The sequence below is a fragment of the Fundicoccus sp. Sow4_H7 genome (assembly GCF_052115865.1).
Classification (GTDB): Bacteria; Bacillota; Bacilli; order Lactobacillales; family Aerococcaceae; genus Fundicoccus_A.
Genome location: NZ_JBQKME010000005.1, coordinates 160111 through 167700, shown reverse-complemented (window position 1 = coordinate 167700; position 7590 = coordinate 160111). Strand labels below are relative to the sequence as shown.

9 protein-coding genes are annotated in these 7590 nt (G+C 33.6%); 3 read left to right on the top strand and 6 right to left on the bottom strand.

The genetic code is table 11. The features are described from left to right. Nucleotides 1-755 precede the first annotated feature (755 nt). The 3 genes from ACTQ54_RS06985 to ACTQ54_RS06975 are packed head-to-tail and all read right to left on the bottom strand — an operon-like array spanning nt 756 to nt 3128. On the bottom strand, nt 756-2099 hold the full coding sequence (locus tag ACTQ54_RS06985) for a glucose-6-phosphate isomerase (protein ID WP_441755414.1): 1344 nt from the start codon (nt 2097-2099) through the stop codon (nt 756-758). Between the two features lie 2 nt (nt 2100-2101). After that, on the bottom strand, nt 2102-2509 hold the full coding sequence (locus tag ACTQ54_RS06980) for a CvfD/Ygs/GSP13 family RNA-binding post-transcriptional regulator (RefSeq protein WP_441755413.1): 408 nt from the start codon (nt 2507-2509) through the stop codon (nt 2102-2104). A gap of 34 nt (nt 2510-2543) precedes the next feature. Then, nucleotides 2544-3128 carry a peptidylprolyl isomerase gene (locus ACTQ54_RS06975; RefSeq protein ID WP_441755412.1) on the bottom strand — a complete coding sequence of 195 codons (585 nt, stop codon included), beginning with the start codon at nt 3126-3128 and terminating at the stop codon, nt 2544-2546. 163 nt (nt 3129-3291) lie between these two features. On the opposite strand from ACTQ54_RS06975, the gene ACTQ54_RS06970 reads away from it, so the two are divergent. From ACTQ54_RS06970 to ACTQ54_RS06960, 3 genes are read left to right on the top strand one after another with little or no spacing between them, the layout of a single operon-like run. Beyond that, nucleotides 3292-3822: a divergent PAP2 family protein gene (locus tag ACTQ54_RS06970; RefSeq protein WP_441755423.1), complete on the top strand. Its 531-nt coding sequence runs from the start codon at nt 3292-3294 to the stop codon at nt 3820-3822. A 38-nt stretch (nt 3823-3860) separates the two neighbouring features. Further along, nucleotides 3861-4865: an NAD(P)/FAD-dependent oxidoreductase gene (locus tag ACTQ54_RS06965; RefSeq protein ID WP_441755411.1), complete on the top strand. Its 1005-nt coding sequence runs from the start codon at nt 3861-3863 to the stop codon at nt 4863-4865. A gap of 9 nt (nt 4866-4874) precedes the next feature. Further along, a complete protein-coding gene (locus tag ACTQ54_RS06960; RefSeq protein ID WP_441755410.1) occupies nt 4875-5435 on the top strand; it encodes a phosphatidylglycerophosphatase A family protein in 561 nt (186 codons plus the stop codon). A 51-nt stretch (nt 5436-5486) separates the two neighbouring features. Here ACTQ54_RS06960 and ACTQ54_RS06955 read toward each other — a convergent pair whose 3' ends face one another. The 3 genes from ACTQ54_RS06955 to ACTQ54_RS06945 are packed head-to-tail and all read right to left on the bottom strand — an operon-like array spanning nt 5487 to nt 7590. Further along, complete coding sequence (locus tag ACTQ54_RS06955; protein ID WP_441755409.1) at nt 5487-6110, bottom strand: TIGR01906 family membrane protein; 624 nt, start codon at nt 6108-6110, stop codon at nt 5487-5489. Then, nucleotides 6107-6883 carry a TIGR01457 family HAD-type hydrolase gene (locus tag ACTQ54_RS06950; protein WP_441755408.1) on the bottom strand — a complete coding sequence of 259 codons (777 nt, stop codon included), beginning with the start codon at nt 6881-6883 and terminating at the stop codon, nt 6107-6109. Before ACTQ54_RS06950 ends, ACTQ54_RS06955 begins: the two co-directional genes overlap by 4 nt. After that, nucleotides 6883-7590: a YutD family protein gene (locus tag ACTQ54_RS06945; RefSeq protein WP_441755407.1), complete on the bottom strand. Its 708-nt coding sequence runs from the start codon at nt 7588-7590 to the stop codon at nt 6883-6885. The genes ACTQ54_RS06950 and ACTQ54_RS06945 overlap by 1 nt, the downstream gene beginning before the upstream one ends.

The window sequence follows — 7590 nt, the reverse complement described above, 5'->3', positions numbered from 1 at the left end:
TTTATTCGGTTGTGTTCGTTATAAAACGAACCCTCACAAAATTTGGTGTTTGTCTTTGTTCAGTTTTCAATGAGCTTTGTTGTCCAAGTGACAACTTCTATATATTACTATGTTCTGTTTTGGGTGTCAACTGTTTTTTTGATTTATTTTAAAATCTTTTTTCAGCGACTGTTGCGCGAGCTTTTGGTCTCTTGCAGCAACGAAAATAATAATATCATCTAGTTAGATTTAAGTCAACACTTATTTTTAAATTTTTTAAGAAAAAATTCAAAACAATTAATTAAGCATTAAATCGTGTCCCAGAGGACAAGAAATAATATACCATCTGGCAATAATAAAAGTCAAGCACTTTTTTAAAAAAGATAGAGAGTCTCAAAATAATACGAGACCCTCTATATTGTTAATTGAAAATTTAATGTATTTAGCTGTTTAAAAAGCAAACTACCAACCACTTCAATTTTCAATTAACTCATGCAAGAATAACTCTCTCATTCGATGTCGCTAAATCGATTCAGTTACATATCTTGATCTAAGGCATTTTGACTAGCGATTCTTTAAGTATTTTTGACTTGTTATCTATTACTCTTCTAATTGCTACGCATCTACATAAAACAACACATATATATTTGTTTAGCAGCGACATCATATACTCTTGCAACGACGGGATTAGGATTCCTTCCTATTCCTGTATAAACATTATAGCATGTAAGCGATTACCAGGCAATAGTATTGCTCACTTTGCAGAGATATTTATTTTAAAGGCGTTCTTCTAGCTCTTTTGCTAGATCTTCGAAACCTGGTTTACCTAATAGAGCGAACATATTCTTTTTGTATGCTTCTACTCCTGGTTGGTCAAATGGATTTACACCGTTTAAATAACCTGAAATAGCTACAGCAATCTCAAAGAAATAAATTAAGTGTCCTAATGTATAAGCATCTAATGCTGGAATTGTTAATAGTAAATTAGGTACTTGTCCATCCGTATGGGCTAATAATGTTCCTTGATAGGCTTTTGTATTAACAAAGTCTAAAGTTTGACCTTGTAAATAACCTAATCCATCTAAGTCACTTTCTTGACTAGGAATGATTACTTCATGACGTGGCTCTTCTACTTTAATAACAGTTTCGAAAATATTGCGTTTACCTTCTTGGATGGTTTGACCAATTGAGTGAAGGTCTGTCGAGAAATTAGCACTTGCTGGGAATATTCCTTTAAAGTCTTTTCCTTCTGACTCTCCATATAATTGTTTCCACCACTCACTAAAGTATTGTAGTGCTGGTTCATAATTAACTAATAACTCAATGTCTTTACCTTTACGATGGAGTAAATTTCTTATCACAGCATATTGATAAGCTTCGTTTTCTTGTAAATCAGCACTTCTATATTCATTTGAAGCGTCTAAAGCACCTTGCATTAATTGATCGATGTCTGCACCTGTTACTGCGATAGGTAATAAACCTACTGCTGTTAAAACAGTAAAGCGACCACCAATACCATCTGGGATAACAAATGATTGGTAACCTTCTTTATTAGCTTCATCTTTTAAAGCACCTTTTGCTTTATCAGTTGTAGCATAAATACGTTTTTTGGCTTCTTCTGCTCCGTATTTATTAATTAATTTTTCTTTTAATACACGGAATGCAATGGCAGGTTCTGTTGTCGTACCTGATTTAGAAATGATATTAATAGAAAAATCGCGATCACCAATTAAATCAAGTAAATCATGTAAATAAGTCGAACTAATATTGTTTCCTGCAAACAATACTTGTGGTTGACCAATTTTACCTGCTTTAATATTGTAGAAAGAGTCATTTAAAAATTCAATGGCTGCACGAGCACCTAAGTAAGATCCTCCAATACCAATAACGACTAATACTTCAGAATCACTTTTTATTTTTTCTGTAGCGGCTTTGATTGCAGCGAATTCTTCTTTATCATATTCTGTTGGCCATTCTACCCAATCTGTAAATTCCCCTCCAGCACCTTTTTGACTTCTCAATAATTCATCTGCTACTTTAACGTAAGGTTGTAACTGCTCCAATTCATGGTCTGAGAAAAAGGATGTTGCCTTACTGTAATCAAACTGTATATGTCCCATAACTATTCTCCTCTATACTTTTTTAAATTAAAACGATCCGTTTCAATTGCAGTTAATGCTTCATCAATCCATTTTGGTAATTGCTTATTTATACTAGAAAAACCTATATTTGGTAAGTTTTTACGGCGGATTTTTTTGAGTCTTGCAGCATGTGGTGGATCATTTAGCTTCATTAATGTACGGATAGATAAACTTATTTTTTCTGTATATTCATCAATATCTACAACCATGACTTTTACTTTTTGACCTAGTTCGATAAATCCATCTAAATTAGCCATATAGCCATGTTTGCATTCTGAAATATGAATAAGTCCTTGTTGTTCATTGGATAATTTAACAAATACCCCATAGTTTTGAATACCTGTTACTTCTCCTACAACAACATCACCAATTGAAAAAGTATCTTCCATCTAATCAAACTCCTTGTAACAACTTATCTATTGTTTATAAAATTTCAATAGATTCAATGACAATATCTTCCACTGGTTTATCTTGTCGTCCTGTTTCAGTTGTATTAATCGCTTCAACTGTTTCAAATCCTTTAGTAACATGGCCAAAAACGGTATGACGGTGATCAAGCCATGGTGTTCCACCATTTTGTTCATAGGCTTTAATAATTTCTTCTGGGAATCCTGCTGCTTTTAATTGCCCTAGCATTTGAGCTGGCACTGTTGGTGCTGTTACAATGAAAAATTGGCTTCCATTGGTATTTGGTCCAGCATTAGCCATTGATAAGGCTCCTTTAAGGTTGAATAGTTGATTTGAGAATTCATCCTCAAAACTCTCACCATAAAAACTTTCGCCACCCATTCCAGTACCTGTTGGATCTCCACCTTGAATCATGAAATCTTCTATAACACGGTGAAAAATAACACCATTATAGTAATTTTCTTTAGCTAAACCAAGAAAGTTTTCTACTGTTTTTGGTGCTTGTTCAGGATATAAAACAAGTTCGATATCCCCTTTATTCGTATGTAAAACAACAGTAGGTTCTACATTATTTAGTTCTAATTGTGGAAAAACTGCCATAATTAATCTCCTTTTCATATAAAATAAATTCTATTTCCATTATACACTATCTGCCCTTAATCTTAAATAACTTCTATTTTCTCAATTATTATTACTGTTTTTAGAGAAATTATTTGTTATGATAATATAGTAATTAAATTTATCAGAGGAGGAAAATTTGCAGATGAACCTTCCTTTAATCACATCAATCATGGCAATCATTTTCACCCAAGTAATCAAATACCCTATAGCATATTTTACTAAGGGAAAGCATGTAAGCATTCAGCTCGTCACTTCAACAGGTGGTATGCCAAGTTCCCACTCGGCAGCTGTAAGTAGTTTGATTACAGCCTTAATTTTAGAATACGGCTTTTCATCACCATTCGTAGCCATTGCAACTATTTTTGGTGTTATCATTATGTTTGACTCGATGGGTGTTCGTCGACAAAGCGGCGAACAAGGGATTGTCCTAGATGCTATTGCCAGAGACTATTTAGAAAATGGTGATTTACACCTCTCAAATGAAAGAAAAAAACATGCAGCCAATACCGAAGATGCCCATCCTTTAGTACAAGACTATGCCTTAGAAGATTATGAAAAAATGATTATCAATAAATATCTCGGTCATAAACCAACCGAAGTTATAGTAGGTGTTTTTACAGGTTCTATTGTTGCTATTGTTGTACGTAGTATCGCATTGTACTTTGTTCAATAAAAAAATATTTTATACGCACACATAGGAAGAGGAATACAGTGACCAATCAGCAAAATGTTTATGATATTACTATTATAGGTGGAGGACCTGTTGGCTTATTCACTGCTTTTTATGCCAACATGCGTCAAGCATCTGTTAAAATTGTAGATAGTTTAGAATTACTCGGTGGGCAACCTGCTCACTTGTATCCCGAAAAATTTATTTATGATATTCCAGCACATCCACAAATTACGGGACAGGAATTGACGAATAATCTCATTAAACAACTTGAACGAGTTGATGTTACCTTTTGTTTAGGCGAAGAAGCGATTGAATTAGAAAATATAACTGCATCTTCTAATGAAGAAAATTTCATTATCCATACCAATAAAGGAAAACATTACACCAAAACAATTATTGTTGCAGCAGGTAATGGTGCGTTTAGTCCTCGAAAATTAAAGTTGGATCAAGCTGAACAATATGAAGAAACGAACTTACATTATTACGTTAATCAAATCAATCATTTTTCTGATCGTGTTGTTGCCATTTGTGGAGGTGGCGATTCGGCAGTTGATTGGGCATTAACATTAGAACCTATTGCAGCAAAAGTTTATATCGTTCACCGTCGCCCACAGTTCCGCGCACTCGAATACAATGTAAAGTTACTTGAACAGTCATCTGTCGAAATCCTTACGCCCTATTCTCCCCATGAATTAATCGGTGATGGAAATCGTATCAAGCAAGTGAAGTTAAAACAAAACAAAACAAATGAGTTTTTAACCTTAGATATTGATGAATTTATTGTTAATTATGGTTTTTCATCATCTCTAGGTACATTAAGTCATTGGGGACTTGAGTCGCATCGCAATCAATTCATTGTTAATCATCAATTTGAGACAAATATTCCAGGAATCTATGCGATTGGTGATATTGCTAGTTATCCTGGGAAAGTTCAAATAATCGCTACAGGATTTGGTGAAGCACCTACAGTAATCAATAATGCCTTAACTTTTATTAACCCTGATTATGTTGTCCGTCATGTACACAGTACGAATTTATTTTAGGAGGATCTTATGACTAGAAAAGAAGAATATCTTAAACAAAGCCTCATGGAAAAACATTGTTATGAATTGCTTGAACAACGTGGTGTTAAAATTGAAGAAATTGGAGATATTGTTTTAGATTTACAAAAAAATTATGTTGAAGACTTAACACATGAAGAATGTGTTGAAAATCTACGGGCTGTTTTACGTAAACGTGAAGTTCAAAATGCGGTTATTACTGGAATTGAAATTGACATTGCTGCTGAAAATGGACATTTTTCTGACTTATTAAGTGATTTATTAATGCGTGATGAAGGTCTTTACGGAATTGATGAAATTCTTGTTTTATCGATTGTTAATATTTACGGTTCAATTGGCTTAACTAACTTTGGATACGTTGATAAGTTAAAACCAGGTATTATTGGTAAACTAAATGACAACAAAGATGAAAATTGTAATACTTTTATTGATGATATTGTAGGTGCACTAGCTGCTGCAGCTGCTAGTCGTATTGCCCACTCACAACCAAAAGATGATGATGTTCAACCATCTCCTAGTCCCCAAAAAAGTTACAAAAAAAGCCATAACTAATTTAAAAGAGCTGATGTTGACTAAATTGTTAGTCGAACATCAGCTCTTTTTTTATCTAAAACTTATTTTTCGGCTAATCAAAATGATTACTTCATAAATTAAAATGGCAATAAAGAAATAAATCATAAACAATTCTTGGGGTAAGACATTAATGACGGGGTCGGTCATTGGATTAAACAACCATAAATCATTATTGAACAATATTTTATGAAATAGTAAAAAGACTTGATCAAAAGAAACAATAATCAAGAATATAAGAAACAAAGGAAAGTAGACGGCGATTTGAAACCATTGTATAAAGTAAGTCATGATCCTCTGTTTCCTTATCCACCATATGATTAAGAAAATAGCCCCTAGCCCTACTAACGATAAAATTAAATTCATCTGTATTAGGACTTTTACTTCTTCAAAATGAACAATTCCACCTTCGGATGCTGGAAAATAAGGCATCTCTAAACTTGAGACGGTAGGATTCAATAAATAATTAACTATGACCTGGAAATTTTCCATAAGCTGGTCGCCAGATAATCCTGATTTGTCTGTTAAACCGAAAAGTGGGATGGTTAATTTATATGACAATGGTGAACTTATAATGGTTAAAGAAATACTAATGGAAAATGCTGCAACAACCGTCAAAATAAAGGCAAATACTTGTTTTATCCTAAACTGAATCATTTTTTTAGACTCCAATAAGATAAGTCTTTAATCGTATAGGTTGGTTGTTTTTCATACCGTTTCAATTCTTCTAGGGATGTCACTCCTGTTTGCACATGTAATGTGTCTAGGCCAGCTTGAATACCGCCTAAAATATCGGTCGTATAATTATCACCAATCATTAACAATTCATCGCGATCAAAACCAATATGTTGAATCGCCCCATTAAATATCTGCGGGTGTGGTTTACCAACAATGGTTGGTTTTACTTTAGTAGTAAATGATAAAAAGGCTGTTATAGCTCCAGAACCTGGTGATAAACCATCCTCTGTAGGAATCGAGTGATCTTCATTGGTCGTAAGGAAAACCGCTTGGTTTCGAATCGCAAGAGCAGCTTCATTTAATGTAGTATAAGTCGCAAAACGATCTAACCCTTGAACCACGACATCTGCATGCCTAGTTTGATCTAAAGTAAAACCACTATCAGCGATCATCGCTTTTAGAGGCTCTTCACCAACAACATGAATCGTCTGATTTAAATGATTAAGTTTTAAATAATCAATCATCGCTAAAACGGATGTATAAATATGATGTGGCTGCACCGGTATGTCGTAGTATTTATTTAATCGTTCTGCAACTTGCTGGGGACTACTTGTGGCGTTATTTGTTAACACTAAAAATGGAAAGTTCATCGCAACTAACTCTTGAATAAATTTCTCTGCAGTAGATATTCTTTTTTTACCTGCATAAATTGTTCCATCTAAATCAATAAGATATCCCTTATATTCCTTCATTATTTGCCTCTATTCGTTTGACTTTTTGGGTTTTTAATTATAAATGAACTATTAACTTTCTTTTGAACGGTCGTTTTCGGTTTTTTCACATGCGAAGTGGTCTTATTCGTCTCTGATTGTGTCTTCTTAGTTTGTGTTTTAATTGAAAATGCTTCTTTTGGTTTATCCGTTTTTCGTTGATTTGACTGCGGTTTTCTATTTCTTCTATTCGAATTAAGCTTACTTTTACTCGTAGTGACATTATTTTTTGTTGGCTTAAATGACTCTTTAATGGTATTTAAAGCATTAATCCCGTTTTCGGACCTAATAAGTTTTTGATACTGTAAATATGAGTCTGTTTTAGCTAAAACAAAATAGCGACAGCCAAAATTACAATATTCTTTAAGGTAATCGTCTAAAAAGCCAATAGTTTGATCAATAGGGACACGCCTTTGATTGAGCTGGTAAAATCCTCGCAGCCTTAATTGTTCAAAGCCCCAGTCTCCTACAATAAAATCAAATTTTTCGAAATATTCTTGATAACGATTTTTAAAGGCTTCTAAGTCAAAACCTTCACGGTAATCAACCGCTAGTACATAGTCAACATCTTTAATTTGGAGTGATTCATTATCAATTTGATAAATATCTTTGGAATCCACATCCGCTTGAGTGATTTCATCAAGAATATCACCAATCTGTTTTGAAATGGAACTATCTTGTTGCTTCAT